This is a genomic window from Caballeronia sp. LZ032, assembly GCF_031451315.1.
Taxonomy (GTDB): Bacteria; Pseudomonadota; Gammaproteobacteria; order Burkholderiales; family Burkholderiaceae; genus Caballeronia.
Genome location: NZ_JARUXP010000001.1, coordinates 89,063 through 105,040, shown reverse-complemented (window position 1 = coordinate 105,040; position 15,978 = coordinate 89,063). Strand labels below are relative to the sequence as shown.

Sequence of the window (15,978 nt, the reverse complement as noted above, 5' to 3'; positions counted from 1 at the left end):
TTTCATGACCCAGCACACCGCCACCGAGACGACCGCCACGCTCACTCCGCAACCGCTGCAACGCTGGCGCGTCGCCGATGTCGTCGCGCTGTACGACCTGCCGTTCAACGACCTGCTGTATCGCGCGCAGACCGTGCATCGCGAACACTTCGATCCGAACGCCGTGCAGCTGTCCACGCTGCTGTCGATCAAGACCGGCGGCTGCGAGGAAGACTGCGCCTATTGTCCGCAGTCGGTGCATCACGACACCGGCCTCAAGGCCGAGAAGCTGATGGATGTCGACGAGGTGCTGAAGTCGGCCGAAATCGCCAAGTCCAACGGCGCGACGCGCTTCTGCATGGGCGCCGCGTGGCGCAATCCGAAGGACCGTCACCTCGAACCGATCAAGGACATGATCCGCGGCGTGAAGGCGATGGGCCTCGAAACCTGCGTGACGCTCGGCATGCTGGAAGCGCATCAGGCGCAAGGGCTGCGCGACGCCGGCCTCGACTACTACAACCACAACCTCGATACGTCGCCCGAGTTCTACGGCCAGATCATTTCGACGCGTACCTATCAGGACCGCCTCGATACGCTCGAACACGTGCGCGACGCGGGCATCAACGTGTGCTGCGGCGGTATCGTGGGCATGGGTGAATCGCGCCGCGAACGCGCGGGGCTGATCTCGCAGCTCGCCAACCTGAGCCCGTATCCGGAATCCGTGCCGATCAACAATCTCGTGCAGGTCGCGGGCACGCCGCTCACCGGCACCGAAGCGCTGGATCCGTTCGAGTTCGTGCGCACGATCGCGGTTGCGCGCATCACGATGCCGAAGGCGATGGTGCGCCTCTCCGCCGGCCGCGAACAAATGGACGAAGCCCTGCAGGCGCTGTGCTTCGCAGCAGGCGCGAATTCAATCTTCTACGGCGATCAGTTGCTGACCACGAGCAATCCGCAAGCGGAAGCCGACCGCAAGCTGATCGAGCGGCTGGGCATGCGCGCCCAGCACGCGCAGCATGCCGGCGCGGAGCAGGCGGAACGCGGTTGCGGTCACGAGTCTGCGCACTCGCATGCGCACACGCACGCGAACTGATCAGGCGCGCTCATGAAAATCATCTTCTACGAGCAGAACGCCGATCTCGACGGCTGGCTGGGCGGCCTGCGACGAGAGTTGCCGGACGCGGACCTGCGCGTCTGGACGCCCGGCGACACCGCGCCCGCCGATTACGCAATCGTCTGGCGCGCCCCGCGCGAGCTGTTCGCGAACCGTCCGGACCTGAAGGCGGTGTTCAATCTCGGCGCCGGCGTCGATGCGATCCTCGACGTGGAGCGCCAGCAGCCGGGCACGCTGCCGCCGAATGCGCAGCTCGTGCGCCTGGAAGACACGGGCATGTCGCAGCAGATGATCGAGTACGCGGTCTACTGCGTGCTGCGCTATCTGCGCCGCTTCGACGAATATGATCTGCTGCAGCGCGAAGGGCGCTGGAAGAAGCTGGAGCAGCACGCGCGCGAGTCGTTCACGGTCGGCGTGCTGGGTCTCGGCGTGCTGGGTGCGGAAGTCGCGCGGCGCCTGCTTGCGCTCGGCGTGCCGGTGCGCGGCTACAGCCGTTCGCCCAAGGACATCGCAGGCGTGCAGGTGTACGCGGGACACGAGCAGTTCGACACGTTCCTCGACACCGTACAGGTGCTCATCAACCTGTTGCCGCATACGCCGGACACCGAGGGTATCCTGAACGCTCGCACGTTCGGCAGGCTCGCGCGCGGCGCCTACGTGGTGAACCTGGCGCGCGGCCCGCATCTCGTCGATGCGGATCTGCTCGCCGCGCTCGACAGCGGCCAGATCGCCGCCGCGACGCTCGATGTGTTCCACACCGAACCGCTGCCGCAGGATCATCCGTACTGGACGCATCCGCGCGTGTCGGTCACGCCGCATATTGCGGCGGAAACGCTGCAGAAGGAGAGCATCGTGCAGATCGCCGGCAAGATCCGGGCGCTGGCACGCGGCGAACCGATCAGCGGCATCGTCGATATCGGGCGCGGATATTGAGACCGGGGCGCGGACCGGCCGACAGACCGCGCCCACCCCTCTTGCCCGGGCGATGATCACGTGGCGGCGAGAGCCGCCTCCTTCACCGTTAAGAACCGCTCGCCCAGCAAATAGCACGTATAGACATCAATCAGGCGCGCGTAGTCCGCCGTCAGATCGATGTCGAATTGTGCGAGCAAGGCGATCGTGCCGGCCTGCTCAACCGGCATGTCGTGCCAGGACAGGTCGCCGGTGTAGAACTCGCGCAGCAGCGCGAGGCCACTCGACGCATCCTGCCCCGCAAGACGCAGTTGCCACTCGCCGGGTGCTTCCGCCTTCGCGACGAGCCCGAGTTTGCTCAACGCGTCGAACCATTCACCGCTGTCCGATTCGCGCCGGGTTCTGCAGGTTCGCGACGTGCAATCCGGCACGCGGATGGAGCGCAAGCGCGCCAAGCGCTCGCGCGAGCACGTCGACGGGTGTCATCTCGATCATCTGTCCGTTGTCCGGGTACGCGCCGAATTGCACACAGCTCTGGTTGAACAGCCAGAAGTGATTGTTACGATAGTTGCTGTAGCCGCTCTTGCTGTGGCCGGTGACGTTGCCGATGCGAGCGATGGTCACCGGCAGTCCCGCTGCGCGGGCATAGGCGGCGACACGCTGCTCGCTGACCCATTTGCCCAGCAGATAGCCATTGTCGGAGGCCGGCCGCTCCGTGCCGACCTGTTCCTCCGCACTCGCTACGCCTTCGAGCATCAGCGGCACCGACATGGTCGAGACGAAGCAGAACGGTTTGCGGCGTGTGGTCACGGCCAGGCGCAACAGGTTTTCCGTGCTGTCGACATTCGCCGCCTTCAGGCTGCTGTAGCCAAGCAGATGGTGCACGTGCGCGCCACAATGCCACACGGCATCGCCTTCGCCCGCAAGACGGTGCCAGTCCGCGTCGGAAAGGCCGGCCTGGGGCAGCGTCAGATCCGCCTGCACGACCTCCATGTGCGTGAAGTCGATCGCGAGTCCCGCGGTGCGCGCTTCGCGCTCGAGCCGCGCATGCCCCGCACGAGCCGTGTCACAGCGTTGCAGGCAGAACACCCGGTCGACCTGACGCGTCAGTTCACTCAGCAAATGAATGCCGAAAAAACCGCTCGCGCCGGTCAGGATCACGTTGCGTATCGACTTCGCGCCCGCTTCGCGATGAGTACCGACGTCCGGAGCAACCGGAGCAGCAGCATCGGCGACGGCCCGCGCGATGTCGTCCCGCGCTGCGCCTGCCACGAGCCCCGAGATCGTCGGCGACCGGTAGAACGCGGACATCTGGAATGCGAGTCCGGTACGGGCAAGCACCCGGGCCTGCATGCGTGTAGCGAGCAGCGAATTCCCGCCGGCGTGGAAGAAATGGTCATCGCGACCGACTGTGTCGATCTGCAGAAGCCAAGGCTTGCTGATCGAGACTGAGTCTTGCATCGACCGGCTCATCCGAAAACGCTTGGGATAAAGCGCGAAAGAGCGGCTGCAGCGAAAAACGTTCGAGCAGGCCCGGATGACAGACGAACACCAGGAAGCTTGCTGTCTGGCCACGCAACAACGTCATTGCCCACGGCGCGCCTGTGTCGATCCGCAAGGGACGGTCGCCGAGCATGTTGATCGTCGATATCACGCCCAACTCGTCGGCAACGTCGAGATCGATGACTTCCAGCTTGTTGAGCCCGTACTCGTGCACCTGATACCGTGGTCCGTCCTCGCTGTCGACGACGCGCCAGCGCAAGGCCTGGCATTGTTCGGCGACCCGTGTCAGCGCGCGCGCGAGACGTTCGCTGTCGGGCACGCCTGGCAATCGAAACACCGCGCGCCGACCAGAGGCCGGGACGGCATGCCTGACGGCCCGCGCCTGAGTTTCGGTGAGTGGAAGCAAGTCGAATCTCATTGAGCTGCCTCATCTTCGGCTCGCGTAAAAGCGAAGTGAAAGCCTCGAGAACAGACCGGACACGGTATGTACCGTCGATACGTTTCACTTCGGAGGCCGGATTTTATTCAAGCGCTCTGCCGAGCGACCCCGTGGCGGGACGAAATTGCACAATGCGATTGACTTCGCTCAGGTTTATCGCAGTCTCGGCGTTCGCGGCTGCCGTGAGCGTCCACATCGCCGCATGCATGCGAGTGCATTGCAGGCGACATGCTTGCCAACGGCGGTCACTGCCCGAGTCCTTGCATTGCTGCCAAAAAAGTCTTCTCTGGCAATCGCGGCGAGTAAACCGGAAAATGGCGGCATCATGATTCGGCAAGCGCCACGCGCCACAATCCTCTTCAGGAGACAAGCATGATTCCAGCCAAAGTGAAGATCGTCGAAGTCGGGCCGCGCGACGGCCTGCAGAACGAGAAAGAGTTCGTGCCCACCGAGACCAAGATCGAACTCGTCAACCGGCTCGCGCGGGCGGGCATCGTGAATGTCGAGGCCACCTCGTTCGTGTCGCCCAAATGGGTGCCGCAGATGGCCGATGCCAACGCCGTCATGTCCGGCATCGAGCGTCGTCCGGGCACGATCTACTCCGTGCTCACGCCGAACATGCGCGGCTTCGAAGGCGCGCTCGAAGCGCGAGCCGACGAAATCGTGATCTTCGGCGCGGCCAGCGAAGCCTTCTCGCAGAAGAACATCAATTGCAGCATCGCGGAGAGCGTCGCGCGCTTCGAACCGGTCGCGCTGGCCGCGAAGGAAGCGGGCATCCGTCTGCGCGGCAGCGTCTCGTGCGCACTCGGCTGTCCGTATCAGGGCGAAGTGAGCGTCGCGTCCGTGGTGGATGTGGTCGAACGCTTCAAGGCGCTCGGCTGCGACGAAATCGATATCGCCGATACCATCGGCGTCGGCACGCCGAAGCGCACGCGCGAAGTAATGGCGGCGGCATCGAAGGCATTTCCGCGCGAGCGCTTGTCCGGCCATTTTCACGATACCTACGGTCAGGCCGTCGGCAATGTCTATGCGTCGCTGCTCGAAGGCATCGAGATCTTTCACGCGTCGGTAGCGGGATTGGGCGGCTGTCCGTACGCGAAGGGCGCGACGGGCAACGTCGCGACGGAAGATGTCGTGTATCTGCTGAACGGCCTGGGCATCGAGACGGGCATCGACCTCGATGAACTCATCGAGATCGGTGACTTCATTTCGCGCGCGATCGGCAAGACCAGTTCTTCGCGCGCGGGCCGCGCGCTCCTCACCAGGAAACGCGACGGCGCCGCAGCCTGTGTCTGACCTCCGGAAAACCCCAATGATCGATCAATTGCCTGAATCCGCGCGCCGCGTCGCGCTGTTACTCAAGGAACGCGGCCATCCGCATGATGTCGTGATGCTGCCCGAGACCGGCAAGACCTCGGCCGAAGCGGCGGCCGGGCTCGGCTGCTCGGTCGCGCAGATCGCCAAGTCGATTCTGTTTCGCCGGCGCAAGGACGATGCGCCCGTGCTGGTGATCGCGAGCGGCGCGAATCGCGTCGATGAAGCGAAAGTGGCCGCGCGCGTGGGCGAACTGGCGCGTGCGGACGCGAAGTTCGTGCGCGAGAAGACCGGCTACGCGATCGGCGGCGTCTGCCCGATCGGCCATGCGGTCGAGCCGGTCACGCTGATCGACGCCGACCTGCTCGCGCTCGACAGCCTGTGGGCCGCGGCCGGTCATCCGCATGCGGTGTTCAATCTGTCGCCGCAGGAACTGATCGAGCTGACCGGCGCGCCGGTGGCCGACGTCGCCCTGCGCGAAACCGCGGAATCATGAGCGACGTGGCGTCGCCGTGCGTGGACGTCTGCCGCATGAATCCGGAAACGGGTTTCTGCGAAGGCTGCCTGCGCACCATCGACGAGATCGCCGCCTGGGCATCGTGCGGCGACAGCGAGAAACGCGCGGTGCTGGCGCGCGTGGAGAGCCGTCGCCAGGGTGCGCGTGTCGTGACGATCGGCGCATCGTTCGAAGCGACGCTTACGCTGCCGCCCAACTCCATCCGGCAGTTCGCCACGCTCGTCAACGACACGAACCCGCTGCATCACGACGACGCCTACGCGCGCGCCAGCCGTTTCGGCTCGCTGATCGCGTCGGGTACGCAGCCGACCGCGCATCTGATGGCGTTGATCGCCGCGCATTTCTCGACCTTCGCGCAGCCGCTCGGCCTCGAGTTCGGCATCCGTCTCAGGCGCGCGGTGAAAGCGAACGACACGCTGACGATGCGCTGGCAAGTCATCGACGCGAAATGGAAAGCCAGCCTCAACGGCGACCTGGTGAAGCTCGAAGGCAGTGCGCGCAATCAGTCCGGCGAGACGGTCATCGAAGCGACCGCGACCATCGTCGTGATGCCGCTGGAGCGCACGACATGAATCCATTGCCGCAGCCGCTGCGTGAAGTCATGACGGTGTTCGAACGGGGCTGGCTCTCGTCGAACAACGTGCTGTTCGCGAGCGCCGACGGCACGGCCATCGTCGACACCGGCTATGCCGCGCATGCGCCGCAGACGCTCGCGCTGGTGCAGCAGACACTGGGCGCGCGTCCGCTCGACCTGATCGTCAATACGCACCTTCATTCCGATCACTGCGGCGGCAACGCGCTGCTGCAACGGACCTACGCGTGCGACACGCTGGTGCCCGCCGGCGACGCGCAGGCCGTGCGCGCCTGGGACGAAGAGGCGCTGTCCTTTCGCGCGACCGGCCAGCACTGCGAGCGCTTCGCCCTGAGCGGCACGCTCGCGCAGGGCGCGACGCTCGAACTTGGCGGCTTCGCGTGGAACGCGCTCGGCGCGCCGGGTCACGATCCGCATTCGCTGATGCTGTATTGCCCGGAAATGCGCGTGCTGATCAGCGCCGACGCGTTGTGGGAAAACGGCTTCGGGGTGATCTTTCCGGAACTGGAAGGCGAGAGCGGTTTCGTGGAAGCGCGCGCGGTGCTGGATCTGATCGCCACGCTCGATATCGATGTCGTGATTCCGGGCCACGGCGCGCCGTTCACCGACGTCGCCCGCGCACTCGACACCGCCGTGTCGCGGCTCGACTATCTGCAAGCCGACCCGGCCCGCAACGCGAAGAACGCGCTCAAGGTGCTGATCGTGTTCCGGCTGATGGAAGTCCGCACGATGACGCTCGACGCCATCGTCGCGATGACCGCGGAGGCCCGCGCGATGCGCGCCGCCGCCGAAGCGCTCGCGCCTGCCGCGCAACAGCGGGCGTTGCTGGAGAAGTTCGTCGGGGAACTGGCGCGCAGCGGTGCGGTGAAGGTGAGCGGCGAGTGTGTGTCGGCGGCCTGAACAGGCGCATTGCCAGGACCACGCGCTCAAAAAGAAAGCCGCTTGTCAGCTACGGCAAGCGGCGGAATCATAGGGACGTGATCAACGTCCAGCGTATCGTAGCGCGACACATTTTCACGTGCATCGGTGCTTTCCCTACAGAACATTTTCGCTCACCTGACCCCGTGTAAGACGATGTTCCGTTGCGCGGTTCAGGCGGATTCGGCGGCAAAGAACGCGAGCATTTCGGCGAGCAAGGCGTCCGGCTGTTCCTCGGGAATATAGTGCCCGCACGGCAATGCGCGGCCGCTCACGTCGCGCGCGACGCGCCGCCACTCGGCAAGCGCATCGAAGCATTGCGCGATCACGCCTTCCTGCCCCCACAGCACGCGCAACGGACAGCCGATCTTCACGCCGCGCTCGAGATCGGCGCGATCGTGTTCGAGGTCGATGCCCGCCGACGCGCGATAGTCCTCGCACATGCCGAAGATCGCGCCCGGCGATTTCAGCGCGTCGCGATACGCCTGCAGCGCATGCGGCGCGAACGGCGCGAGGCCTGCGTGACGGTTGCCCATCACGCGCTCGATATAGGCGTCGGGATTGCCGCCGATCAGCAGTTCCGGCAACGGCGCCGGCTGAATCAGGAAGAACCAGTGGAAGTACGCGGTCGCGAAGGCGCGATCAGTGGCTTCATACATGGCGAGCGTCGGCGCGATGTCCAGCAGCATCAGCCGGTCCACCGCGTCGGGAAAATCCAGGGCCATGCGATGAGCGACCCGCGCGCCGCGATCGTGCGCGCACACCAGGAAACGTTCGAAGCCGAAATGGCGCATTACCGCGACCTGATCGGCGGCCATCGCGCGCTTCGAATAGGGGGTGTGCCGCGCGTCGCTGGGCGGCTTGCCCGATGCGCCGTAACCGCGCAGATCGGTGGCGATCACCGTGAAATGGCGAGCCAGTTCATCGGCACATCGATGCCAGATCTCGTGAGTTTGCGGATGTCCATGCAACAGCAGCAGCGGAGGTCCGTCGCCGCCCTTCATTCCGACGATATCGACGTCTCCTGCAGCAACGCTGAACGTTTCGTAGTCTGCGAAAGACATGGTTGTTACGGGCTCGTGGCGTTGCGGAACATTGTAGGCGCGGGGCTTCCGTGACTGATGGCGGCAGCGCCATGAAACCGCAAAACCGAAGACTTCTTCGGGAACGCCCCGAGTGGTCACGCAGCCTGTTTCATTTACAATCGAACGACCGTTCGCGGCACGCGATCGTGCGTGCCGCAACGCGACCCTTGCTCGTAAAATCACTCAACACCGCTCGCGCCCCTTTCTGGAGACTCGTGCCATGGCCCTGCCCGCCATCCTGCAGCACCTTGCCTTGCCGGTCGTCGGTTCGCCCATGTTCATCGTCAGTTATCCGGAACTGGTGCTGGCGCAGTGCAAGGCAGGCATCGTCGGATCGTTCCCGGCGCTCAATGCCCGCCCCGCCGAAATGCTCGATGAATGGCTCACGCAGATCCAGGCGTCGCTCGCCGAGCACAAGGCAGCCCATCCCGACGCGGTCATCGGGCCGGTTGCGGTGAACCAGATCGTTCACCAGTCGAATGCACGGCTCGAACAGGACGTGCGCGTATGCGTCGAGCACAAGGTGCCGATCTTCATCACGAGCCTGCGCGCGCCGGTCAAGGAAATGATTGACGCCGTGCACTCGTATGGCGGCATCGTCCTGCATGACGTCATCAATATCAGGCACGCGCAGAAGGCGCTCGAAGCCGGCGTCGACGGGCTGATCCTCGTCGCGGCCGGCGCGGGCGGACACGCGGGCACGACCTCTCCCTTTGCGCTCGTCGGCGAAGTGCGGCGCATGTTCGACGGTCCCATCGTGCTGTCGGGCGCCATTGCCAACGGCGGCTCGATTCTGGCGGCGCAGGCCATGGGCGCCGATCTCGCGTACATGGGCACGCGCTTCATCGCCACGCAGGAGGCGCATGCGCAGGAAAGCTACAAGCGCGCGATCGTCGAGGCGAATGCCGCCGACATCATCTACACCAATCTCTTCACCGGCGTACACGGCAACTACATTCGCGAGAGCATCGTCAACGCGGGCCTGGACCCCGACGCGCTGCCCGTCTCCGACAAGACCGCGATGAATTTCGCCGATCCCAAGGCGAAGGCGTGGAAGGACATCTGGGGCGCGGGACAGGGAGTCGGACTGATGAGCGACGTGCCGAGCGTCGCGGAACTCGTCGCCCGGCTGAAGAGCGAATACGACGACGCGAAAGCGCGGCTGGCGATCGGCTGAGTTTCGCTTTCCGGTTTCGATCGCCGGCTGCTGAGAACAAAACACCGCGCACGAGGCGCGGTGTTTCGTTTGACGAGGCGAAAAACGCGCGCGTCAGAACTTCGCGCGGATGCCGACGCCGAAGGTATCGCCCGACGAGATGCTGGTGTACTTGTCGTTCAGGTAGGCCGCGTAGACATCGGTGCGCTTCGAGAGCGGATAGTCGTAGCCGAGCGCCCAGCTCTTGTGCGTCTGATCGAGGCCGCCGTTGCTGCGCGAGTACGCGTAGGACGCCATCACCGTGCCCGGGCCGAGCGGCACGGTCACGCCGCCTTGCCCCGTGTTGACGTGGAAGGTGCCGACATCGATGTCGTTCTTCGTGTACATGTACTGCGCGAAGAACTTGACGAACTTCATGTCGAACGACGCGCCCAGCTGGCCTACGCTCTGGCTCTTGAAGCCGGGGATCGTGAAGGCGTTGGAGGTCGGCAGGTCGCCCGGCGCGTTGTTGAAGTTGACGTACTGGTAGACGCCGGTGGCCGCGAACGGGCCGTGGAAATACAGGAACTGCGCACTGTACTTCTTCGAGCGGCCATCGCCGGCGTTGTTGCCGAACGCGTACATCACGCTGCCCGACAGGCCATTGAAGTCAGGCGATGTGTACTGCACCGCGTTGTTCCAGCCCGAATCGCCCGTCACGCCCTGGTCCGTCGTGTAGGTCGGGAACGTGCCCTGGCCGAGAAACACGTGATAGACCATCGGCGAGAACACGTACGAATCGACGAAGGGGTTGAACAGGATCGTCGAGACGAAGAGTTGCGTCGTCAGGCGGCCAGCCGTGAACGTGCCGATCGGGCCTTGAATGCCGACGTAGGAGTTACGCGCGAAGAAGGTGTCGCCCTGAAAGCGGCCGTACTGGCCGTTTTGCGCGCGGAAGAAGCTTTCCAGCGTGAAGATGGCCTTGTAGCCGCCGCCGAGATCTTCGGCGCCCTTCATGCCCCAGTAAGACGTCGACATGCCGCCGCCGCTCACATTCCATGCGCGATCGCTGCCCGGAAACTTGGTGGCGCCGACCCATTCGTCGACCTGGCCGTAGAGCGAAACGCTCGACTGCGCCTGCGCGGATCCCGCCGCGAACATGCCGAGCAGCGCTGCGGCGACCACTGTGGCCTTGACCGTTGTCTTCACCGTAGTCTTCGGCGCACGGTTGACGGTTGGCTTCATGAACTCTCCTGTCTTTGTCGAAAATTGAATGCGTGGCGGGCGAGGAGCGTTGCACTCGCCTCGTCTGACCGGTTGACGGTGAATGGGCGAGAGAGGCATCGCGTGTGGAGCGGCACCATCTTTACGGACCATTTTTCCGGTCAAAAATGTTTTTGGTTATTGCGGGTATAGCGATTCGGATACTTCATGCCGTGCGCGCCCGGGACGCACGCGAGGCGCATCGCCGTCAGCCGCGCGGAGCTCGCGGATCATGTCGGCGCGCGGCCAAGAGGGGCGCGCCTGATCGAGAGAAAACAAGCCTGGCGAAGTAGTGAAATGCGACATTCATCCGCGCAGGGCGCATTGTCCTTGCGCGGATAAAGGAGGGAAATATTTATGAGAAAGCGGACGCTTAACTGTGGCGAGATTGCGTCAATATGACAGCGGAACTGGACGGACAATTTTTTTGTCGTTCCGCGCGCGGACGAGCGCACCCGACGTGCCGGTTCAGGACACGCGAGGAAGCGTCAAGCGATCAGTTGCGGAAATTGCCGTTGACCGGCGCGCGGCCGGCATCCGACGGCCGTCCCGGCGGGCGCGGCAGGCTGCGTTCTTCGTTGTAGCGGGTGATGTCGGCGCGAATGGAACCGGCGCCGTGCAACGGAGCCGCCTGATCCACCTGCGGGACCGTGCGGACTTCGGCGCTGACGGGCGTCAGGCCGTCTTTCGACGAGACAGGCGTGTAGTGCAACGATTGCCTGCTGGCGGCGGAGTTGTCAAACACTGCGGGTGACAGCCATTCGACACGCGGCCCCGCGAGCGCGAGCGAACCCGCCACCGCGAGTGCGCCGAGCGCAGCGGTTGCGAAAAGCCGGGTCGTGTTGCGAAAGCCTGTGAGCGTCATGTCGAAACTGCCAAGATCCGACCGATATCCTCGTTCGCAAACAGGTGGATTGTGGCCCGATGCTTGCGCCTCGAACCTGCCCATTCAGCGAACCACCGGCTTTGGTCGGAGCGGTCAGCTCATGCCGCTGAAAACGGATGGGCATGACCTGCAAACCGGTGTATTCAACAATTTATTGGGCGCTGCGACGGCAGTCGAGCCAAAAAGTGTTATGTCCGCTCGATGGTTGTAACACCATGTTACGTCAGAGTTTTTCCTTCCGACCTGCCTTTTTGGATGCTTAATCATGTGAGGAAAATCGTCGGTTTTCTGTTGCTGAAACATAGCGCTGCAAGTGTGTCCGCTGCGGACAGATTGCGGTGCTCAAAGGCCAGATTTCATGCGCCACGCGCATTAATCACTCCAGCAAATGAATTTGCCAATTCAATCCGTCCCGGGCGAAAATCATGGTATTCACTAATACGACGCTGGAACCGCGACGCATGACCGACCGGTTTCCCCACGCGCGAGAATCCTGAATGGCACGGCCCAAACTCCTTCCCGACAACTTCACGCTGGCGCTCGTCGGCACCGTCATTATCTACATAAACATGCCGTGCCGCGGCCGCGACGCGGTTGCGTTCAACTGGATCACCAACGACGCCATTGGATTGCTGTTCTTCCTGCACGGCGCAAAACTCTCGCGCGAAGCCATCGTGGCGGGTGCAACGCATTGGCGACTGCACGTGGTTGTCCTGCTCAGCACGTTCGCGCTGTTTCCCCTGCTCGGACTCGTACTCAAACCGGTGCTGACGCCGCTCGTCACGCCCGCGCTCTACACCGGCATCCTGTTCCTGTGCACCTTGCCCTCCACGGTGCAGTCCTCCATTGCGTTCACTTCGATGGCCAAGGGCAACGTGCCGGCGGCCGTCTGCAGCGCGTCGGCCTCGAGTCTGCTCGGCATTTTCATCACGCCTGCGCTCGTCGGACTCGTGGTGAGCAATCACGGCGCAACAACGGGCTCGCCATGGCACACGGTCGGCAATATCACGCTGCAACTGCTGGTGCCTTTCATCGCAGGACAATTGCTGCGCCCGGCCATCGGCAGATGGGTGGACGCGCATCGCGCCATCCTCAAGTTCGTGGATCAGGGCTCGATCCTGCTGGTCGTCTACGTTGCCTTCAGCGAGGCAGTGAACGAAGGCATCTGGCATTCAATCTCGCTCGGCACGCTCGCGGGCCTCGTGGCCGTCAACATCCTGCTGCTGGCAGCGGCGCTTTTCATCACGGCATTCACCGCGAAGCGTATGGGCTTCAGCCGCGCAGACCAGATCACCATCATCTTCTGCGGCTCGAAAAAGAGCCTTGCCTCAGGCATTCCAATGGCAAAAGTGATCTTCGCTTCGCACGCCGTGGGTGCGGTGGTCCTGCCGCTGATGCTGTTCCACCAGATCCAGTTGATGGTCTGTGCCGTGCTCGCGCAGCGCTGGGGCGCACGCAAGACCGCCGCTGAACCCGTGCGCAAAGGCGAAAGCGCCGGTGCGCCCGCGCAACGCTGAACCGTTCCATTCCCGCTCCATTCCTGACGAAGGCCGCCCCGCGCGGCCTTTGTGTCATTTGACGCCGGCTGCGCGTCGCCGTCGATTCGGCCGGATGGCATAAGCCAAACCGTCGGCGCTCCATCAAGCATTCGCACACTTTCGCTGACGGACATCCGTCGCTTTTGCCTATGCCTTCCGGCTGAATGGCGGCCGGGCATGTCCCTTGCCACACTTCTGTCATGACACGCAGCAGAGCCGTGAGGGAACCATGCAAACAGCACGCGCGCCGTACCAGCCAGGGCGCAAACAATGAATCGGGCAGAGACACTTGGCACGCCTCGCGCGGAAGCGGGCGCCTTGCGCGCGTTCCTTGCCACGCTGCCGTTTGAACGCGGCAGCGCCGAGGCAACGGGCCAGGCACTACGCGCACTGATCGACGCGCGGCTCGACCGCCCGCCGCTGCCCGGTCAAGGCGAAACCGCTGCGCGGTGGCGCGCGCTCGGCGCGGTCGCCGGATTCGACCTCTCGCTAGTCAAGCTGTACGAAGGCCACACGGATGCCGTCGCCATCCTCGCCGAGCTCGATGGCCACGAACCCGAAGCAGGCAAGGCCTGGGCCGTGTGGGCCGCCGAGCCACCGGATGCACGGCTCTCCGCCCTCGGCGAAGCAAGCGCCGAATCCGTGCTATTGCAGGGCACAAAGGCCTGGTGCTCAGGGGCGGCATCCGTCACGCACGCGCTCGTGACCGCCTGGAACGAAGCGGGCGAGCCGATTATCGCCGCTGTCGCGCTGGATCATCCCGGCGTGACGGTCAGCGGCTCCGGCTGGAGCGCCGTCGGCATGCGGGCCAGCGCAAGCGTCGAAGTGCGCTTCGAGCACGTCCCTGCGCGGCGCATCGGCGGCGCGCGCGCGTATCTGGAGCGCCCCGGTTTATGGCAGGGCGGCGCGGGCATCGCCGCATGCTGGTTTGGTGCTGCGGCGGCCATCGCACAGTTCGTCGCGCGCGACGTACGCAAGCGCCCCGCGCCCTACAAGCTCGCCCATCTCGGCGCAATCGATACGACGCTCAGCGCAACGGCCGCCCTGCTGCGCGAGACCGCAACGCACATCGATCGCGAGCCGCATGCGCACGCCATGGCACACGCGATGCGCGCCCGGCTCGCGGCGGAACGCGCGGCGGCGCGCGTCGTCGAGCGCGCGGGGCGTGCACTGGGCGCCGGGCCGTTGTGTCGCGACCCGCACTTCGCGCAGTTGATGGCGGATCTACCGGTATTCATTCGACAAAGCCACGCAGAGCGCGACGAAGCCGCGCTCGCTGAATGCGTCATCGAGGAGGAAGAGACTTCATGGCAAGTGTGACCACGAGAGCGCCAGCCGAATCCGAACACGACACCAACGGCCACGACCGCGCCATCGTTGGCGACGGTACGCCCGAGTCGGCATGGCAAGGCTGGGCCCGCCTTAGCGCGCTACCGGAGGTCGAGCCAGCGGAGCTCGTGCCGTTTGGCGCGCGCGCGGTCATCGTCGCGCCTCATCCGGACGACGAGGTGCTCGGCACCGGCGGACTGCTCGCGCGGCTGTCGCAACTCAGCCGGAGCATCCTGATCGTCGCCGTCACCGACGGCACCGCCAGCCATCCCGATTCGCATGGCTGGCCTGCCGAGCGGCTCGCACGGGAACGCCCGCAGGAAACCAAGGACGCGCTGCAACGCCTGCATCTGCGTCAGGTACAGGTTGTCCGGCTCGGACTGCAGGACGGCGGCGCCAGGCAGTTCGAACCGGTCCTGGCGGAGCGCCTGTCGCGGCTTCTGCAACCCGGTGACGTGGTATTCACCACCTGGCGCAACGACGGCCATCCCGATCACGAAGCCGCCGGGCGTGCCGTACACGCAGCCGCGGGTGCGCTGGAGCTGCCCTGTGTCGAGGTGCCGCTGTGGACCTGGCATTGGGCGTCGCCCGACGACACCCGCGTGCCCTGGAGCCGTGCGCGGCGGATCGTGCTCGACGAAGCAACCCACGCGCGCAAACTGCGGGCCGTGCAGGCCTTCCGCAGCCAGATCGAGCCCGACGCAGCGATGGGCCGTACACCGGTCTTGCCGGATCATGTGCTGGCGCGGCTCACGCGCCCTTTCGAGGTCGTACTGATATGAGCGCGCCCGGCCACGAGAGCAAGCAGCACTTCGACACCCTGTATCAGGAGAGCGAAGACCCCTGGAAAATCAGAGAGCGCTGGTACGAACGGCGCAAGCGGGCGCTCACGCTCGCGGCGCTGCCCGAAGAGTATTACGCACGTGCCTTCGAACCGGGCTGCGGCAACGGTGAACTGACCGCGTTGCTCGCCTCGCGTTGCGGCGAACTTCTTGCCGCCGACATCGCGGAACAAGCCGTGGAACTCACGCGCCGGCGCATCTCGCGCCTGGTGAACGTGAGTGTCGAGCAGATGCAATGGCCGGACGTCTGGCCTTCCGGCTCGGTGGATCTCGTCGTGATGAGCGAGATTGGCTATTACCTGGACGAGCCGCAGTTGATGCGCGTCGCCGACTTCCTGCACGAACGCCTGTCAGCCTCCGGCGCGGTTGTCGCATGTCACTGGCGCAAAGAGATCGCGGGCTGGCCGCGCATCGGCGACGATGTCCACGCCACGCTGCGCGACCGCCTGAGCCTGCCGCATCTTTGCCGCTATCAGGACGACGACCTGGTGCTCGACGTATGGACGCGAGACGCGCGATCCGTCCATGAACGCGAAGGTCTGGAGTAATGTTTTGTGGTTTTACTAAACAAACAAACTGCAAGGAATCGCTTATACATCAGGGTGATCGTGG

Annotated in this window: 17 protein-coding genes; 11 read left to right on the top strand and 6 right to left on the bottom strand. The window is 64.6% G+C overall.

Annotated elements, in window-relative coordinates:
* Positions 1–4 precede the first annotated feature (4 nt).
* Positions 5–1,072, top strand: coding sequence for a biotin synthase BioB (bioB, locus tag QCE69_RS00460; protein ID WP_309928848.1), 1,068 nt, complete (start codon positions 5–7; stop codon positions 1,070–1,072).
* A gap of 12 nt (positions 1,073–1,084) precedes the next feature.
* Entirely contained in the window at positions 1,085–2,026 is a 942-nt protein-coding gene (locus tag QCE69_RS00455; RefSeq protein ID WP_309913212.1) for a glyoxylate/hydroxypyruvate reductase A, read from the top strand.
* Between the two features lie 56 nt (positions 2,027–2,082).
* Here the strand turns inward: QCE69_RS00455 and QCE69_RS00450 are convergent, their stop codons facing one another.
* The 3 genes from QCE69_RS00450 to QCE69_RS00440 are packed head-to-tail and all read right to left on the bottom strand — an operon-like array spanning position 2,083 to position 3,914.
* Complete coding sequence (locus QCE69_RS00450; RefSeq protein WP_309928846.1) at positions 2,083–2,367, bottom strand: hypothetical protein; 285 nt, start codon at positions 2,365–2,367, stop codon at positions 2,083–2,085.
* A gap of 13 nt (positions 2,368–2,380) precedes the next feature.
* Positions 2,381–3,466, bottom strand: a complete 1,086-nt coding sequence (locus tag QCE69_RS00445; RefSeq protein ID WP_309928844.1) for a thioester reductase domain-containing protein — start codon at positions 3,464–3,466, stop codon at positions 2,381–2,383.
* Complete coding sequence (locus QCE69_RS00440) at positions 3,402–3,914, bottom strand: hypothetical protein (protein ID WP_309928842.1); 513 nt, start codon at positions 3,912–3,914, stop codon at positions 3,402–3,404. Before QCE69_RS00440 ends, QCE69_RS00445 begins: the two co-directional genes overlap by 65 nt.
* 405 nt (positions 3,915–4,319) lie before the next feature.
* On the opposite strand from QCE69_RS00440, the gene QCE69_RS00435 reads away from it, so the two are divergent.
* The 4 genes from QCE69_RS00435 to QCE69_RS00420 are packed head-to-tail and all read left to right on the top strand — an operon-like array spanning position 4,320 to position 7,270.
* Positions 4,320–5,243 (top strand): hydroxymethylglutaryl-CoA lyase, encoded by a 924-nt coding sequence (locus QCE69_RS00435; RefSeq protein ID WP_309928839.1) that lies wholly within the window; start codon positions 4,320–4,322, stop codon positions 5,241–5,243.
* Positions 5,244–5,259: 16 nt separating this feature from the next.
* On the top strand, positions 5,260–5,757 hold the full coding sequence (locus QCE69_RS00430) for a YbaK/EbsC family protein (protein ID WP_309806979.1): 498 nt from the start codon (positions 5,260–5,262) through the stop codon (positions 5,755–5,757).
* A gap of 35 nt (positions 5,758–5,792) precedes the next feature.
* Complete coding sequence (locus QCE69_RS00425) at positions 5,793–6,350, top strand: MaoC family dehydratase N-terminal domain-containing protein (protein WP_309919519.1); 558 nt, start codon at positions 5,793–5,795, stop codon at positions 6,348–6,350.
* Positions 6,347–7,270, top strand: a complete 924-nt coding sequence (locus tag QCE69_RS00420; protein ID WP_309928836.1) for an MBL fold metallo-hydrolase — start codon at positions 6,347–6,349, stop codon at positions 7,268–7,270. The genes QCE69_RS00425 and QCE69_RS00420 overlap by 4 nt, the downstream gene beginning before the upstream one ends.
* A 191-nt stretch (positions 7,271–7,461) precedes the next feature.
* Here QCE69_RS00420 and QCE69_RS00415 read toward each other — a convergent pair whose 3' ends face one another.
* Positions 7,462–8,352, bottom strand: coding sequence for an alpha/beta hydrolase (locus QCE69_RS00415; protein WP_309928834.1), 891 nt, complete (start codon positions 8,350–8,352; stop codon positions 7,462–7,464).
* Between the two features lie 241 nt (positions 8,353–8,593).
* Here QCE69_RS00415 and QCE69_RS00410 point away from each other — a divergent pair, with 241 nt between their 5' ends.
* Positions 8,594–9,550, top strand: coding sequence for a nitronate monooxygenase family protein (locus QCE69_RS00410; protein WP_309806975.1), 957 nt, complete (start codon positions 8,594–8,596; stop codon positions 9,548–9,550).
* 93 nt (positions 9,551–9,643) lie between these two features.
* Here the strand turns inward: QCE69_RS00410 and QCE69_RS00405 are convergent, their stop codons facing one another.
* Positions 9,644–10,753, bottom strand: a complete 1,110-nt coding sequence (locus tag QCE69_RS00405) for a porin (RefSeq protein ID WP_309913190.1) — start codon at positions 10,751–10,753, stop codon at positions 9,644–9,646.
* A gap of 514 nt (positions 10,754–11,267) precedes the next feature.
* Positions 11,268–11,636 (bottom strand): hypothetical protein, encoded by a 369-nt coding sequence (locus tag QCE69_RS00400; RefSeq protein WP_309913187.1) that lies wholly within the window; start codon positions 11,634–11,636, stop codon positions 11,268–11,270.
* Positions 11,637–12,154: 518 nt separating this feature from the next.
* Here QCE69_RS00400 and QCE69_RS00395 point away from each other — a divergent pair.
* The 4 genes from QCE69_RS00395 to QCE69_RS00380 all read left to right on the top strand — a co-directional run bounded on the left by QCE69_RS00395 (position 12,155) and on the right by QCE69_RS00380 (position 15,914).
* Positions 12,155–13,174: a bile acid:sodium symporter family protein gene (locus QCE69_RS00395; RefSeq protein ID WP_309928831.1), complete on the top strand. Its 1,020-nt coding sequence runs from the start codon at positions 12,155–12,157 to the stop codon at positions 13,172–13,174.
* Between the two features lie 291 nt (positions 13,175–13,465).
* Positions 13,466–14,515: an acyl-CoA dehydrogenase gene (locus QCE69_RS00390; protein WP_309928828.1), complete on the top strand. Its 1,050-nt coding sequence runs from the start codon at positions 13,466–13,468 to the stop codon at positions 14,513–14,515.
* Complete coding sequence (locus QCE69_RS00385) at positions 14,503–15,306, top strand: PIG-L family deacetylase (protein WP_309913180.1); 804 nt, start codon at positions 14,503–14,505, stop codon at positions 15,304–15,306. Before QCE69_RS00390 ends, QCE69_RS00385 begins: the two co-directional genes overlap by 13 nt.
* Positions 15,303–15,914, top strand: a complete 612-nt coding sequence (locus QCE69_RS00380) for a class I SAM-dependent methyltransferase (protein ID WP_309928825.1) — start codon at positions 15,303–15,305, stop codon at positions 15,912–15,914. The genes QCE69_RS00385 and QCE69_RS00380 overlap by 4 nt, the downstream gene beginning before the upstream one ends.
* The last annotated feature ends 64 nt before the right edge of the window (positions 15,915–15,978 follow it).

What these genes read in the sequence shown, in the direction of transcription:
- bioB (WP_309928848.1), top strand. Translation starts at nt 5, where the DNA reads ATGACCCAGCACACCGCCACCGAGACGACCGCCACGCTCACTCCGCAA.
- QCE69_RS00410 (WP_309806975.1), top strand. Translation starts at nt 8,594, where the DNA reads ATGGCCCTGCCCGCCATCCTGCAGCACCTTGCCTTGCCGGTCGTCGGT.
- QCE69_RS00380 (WP_309928825.1), top strand. Translation starts at nt 15,303, where the DNA reads ATGAGCGCGCCCGGCCACGAGAGCAAGCAGCACTTCGACACCCTGTAT.
- QCE69_RS00395 (WP_309928831.1), top strand. Translation starts at nt 12,155, where the DNA reads ATGGCACGGCCCAAACTCCTTCCCGACAACTTCACGCTGGCGCTCGTC.
- QCE69_RS00435 (WP_309928839.1), top strand. Translation starts at nt 4,320, where the DNA reads ATGATTCCAGCCAAAGTGAAGATCGTCGAAGTCGGGCCGCGCGACGGC.
- QCE69_RS00390 (WP_309928828.1), top strand. Translation starts at nt 13,466, where the DNA reads ATGAATCGGGCAGAGACACTTGGCACGCCTCGCGCGGAAGCGGGCGCC.
- QCE69_RS00385 (WP_309913180.1), top strand. Translation starts at nt 14,503, where the DNA reads ATGGCAAGTGTGACCACGAGAGCGCCAGCCGAATCCGAACACGACACC.
- QCE69_RS00430 (WP_309806979.1), top strand. Translation starts at nt 5,260, where the DNA reads ATGATCGATCAATTGCCTGAATCCGCGCGCCGCGTCGCGCTGTTACTC.
- QCE69_RS00400 (WP_309913187.1), bottom strand. Translation starts at nt 11,636, where the DNA reads ATGACGCTCACAGGCTTTCGCAACACGACCCGGCTTTTCGCAACCGCT.
- QCE69_RS00420 (WP_309928836.1), top strand. Translation starts at nt 6,347, where the DNA reads ATGAATCCATTGCCGCAGCCGCTGCGTGAAGTCATGACGGTGTTCGAA.
- QCE69_RS00425 (WP_309919519.1), top strand. Translation starts at nt 5,793, where the DNA reads ATGAATCCGGAAACGGGTTTCTGCGAAGGCTGCCTGCGCACCATCGAC.
- QCE69_RS00405 (WP_309913190.1), bottom strand. Translation starts at nt 10,753, where the DNA reads ATGAAGCCAACCGTCAACCGTGCGCCGAAGACTACGGTGAAGACAACG.
- QCE69_RS00415 (WP_309928834.1), bottom strand. Translation starts at nt 8,352, where the DNA reads ATGTCTTTCGCAGACTACGAAACGTTCAGCGTTGCTGCAGGAGACGTC.
- QCE69_RS00455 (WP_309913212.1), top strand. Translation starts at nt 1,085, where the DNA reads ATGAAAATCATCTTCTACGAGCAGAACGCCGATCTCGACGGCTGGCTG.
- QCE69_RS00445 (WP_309928844.1), bottom strand. Translation starts at nt 3,466, where the DNA reads ATGCAAGACTCAGTCTCGATCAGCAAGCCTTGGCTTCTGCAGATCGAC.